The organism is Chitinophaga sp. (assembly GCF_036566945.1).
In the GTDB taxonomy this organism is placed as follows: domain Bacteria; phylum Bacteroidota; class Bacteroidia; order Chitinophagales; family Chitinophagaceae; genus Chitinophaga.
The window spans coordinates 1-1,683 of record NZ_DATCVJ010000834.1 but is presented as its reverse complement, the minus strand read 5'-3'; the positions used below and the strand labels follow the sequence as shown (position 1 = coordinate 1,683).

Sequence of the window (1,683 nt, the reverse complement as noted above, 5' to 3'; positions counted from 1 at the left end):
TGAATGCGATGGAGTCTCCCAACTATTTTTGGACGAGTGATTTCAGATATTTCAAACAAATAAGTTATATATACCCCGAAAAAAATTATAACTGGTATCGCACAGAACTGCATACTTGGAAAAGGCCAGATGGTAAAATGGGGCAGGGGGTACTTTACAAACCAGAGAATTTCGATTCCTTAAAGAAATACCCTGTTATATTTCATTATTATGAAAAGAAATCGTTTTCATTAAATGAATATATAATTCCAGAGAATATTAGTGATAAATGCAACATAAATATTCCAACATTTGTAAGTAATGGCTACCTGGTTTTTACTCCGGACATAGATTATGTCATTGGAAATCCAATGCTCAGTGCATTTGATGCAGTTATATCTGCGGCGAACTATATTTCTCAGCTACCTTTTGTTAGAAGTGATAGAATGGGAATTGGAGGATGTAGTTTTGGAGGTGCTCAGACCAATTATTTAATAACTCATTCTAATTTATTTGCTGCAGCTTACTCTGCTTCTTCAATTTGCGATTGGGTGAGTGCTTTTGATGATGTGCCTCTGGGGGGATACAGTTTTCAAAGCTATTTTGAAAATGGACAGGGACGTATGGGGAAGGCATTATGGGAGGATCCAGACCTATATATAAAAAATTCACCTATTTTTTATGTTAATAATGTAACTACCCCATTATTATTAATGCATACTACGCATGATAGTGGCGCATCTTTTTCTCAGGCACTCGAGATGTATACTGCACTACGTCGTTTGGGCAAAGAGGTTTGGTTACTGGAGTACACTGAAGGTAATCATGGGATTTTAGGAAGATCAGCTGAGGACTATGCTATACGTTTGAATCAGTTTTTTGACCATTATTTAAAAGGAAAGGGAACTCCTAAGTGGATGACTAGAGGCATTCCGGCAAGATTGAATGGTGTGGACAAGGGGTTTGAATTAGATTCGAGTACAGCAATTCCCCAAAAAGGATTGTTAATGCAGAGTATACAAAAGTAGTGTATGAAGGTTAGAAAGCTCCTGTATTCTAAACTTGCATGCGTGTCGGGTGTAGTCATTGAGTACCATTTTGGGAAATGAACATGGAAAAGCAACTGAATAGTAGTCAGCTGCTTTTCTATCTAAATGCTGCCGCTAGTTTATCGGTATTTAGCCATTGGTATTCCTCGTCGTATACTTTCTTTTATAAACTAGGAATTACAGATATAACAGGGCAACTCTGATTAATGGACATGGTGCTTGCTTTTATTGTCCTGACTCCTACCGGGCTTGGTGTAAGCGTATAGGTTGTGAGTACAGAGCAAACGGTAAGAGGAGCACCTTGAAACATTATCGTAGTGTCTAAATAGAAATTATTTTCTGCTCTATTGGCTTTATATCCTAATGCTCCGCCCGCAATTGACAGAATACATAGGACCGTTAAGATAATTTTACTTTTGCGCATAGAATTGTGCTTTTTAGAACTCCAAAGCTAAAGTTTAGAGTTGGTGGAAATTTGTTTATTGTTGAATGTACTCGACCTGACTATACTTCATAAAACTAATAAGTCTGTATTGAATATACGGGTATGTGAATGTTATAGGCACAGAAATGCAAATATTTTGCCCGAAGATCAGTCATATTACTGTTGCATATTTTCAGTGTATTTTTAAATTAATTATTGCGGCGCAGTATG

The 1,683-nt window shown here is 36.9% G+C and carries 1 protein-coding gene; it reads left to right on the top strand.

Annotation, left to right across the window (positions count from 1 at the left end; genetic code table 11):
- Nucleotides 1-1,007 (top strand): alpha/beta hydrolase family protein (locus VIP81_RS25255; RefSeq protein ID WP_331967807.1); only part of this gene is annotated, 1,007 nt, incomplete at its 5' end.
- Nucleotides 1,008-1,683: the final 676 nt, after the last annotated feature.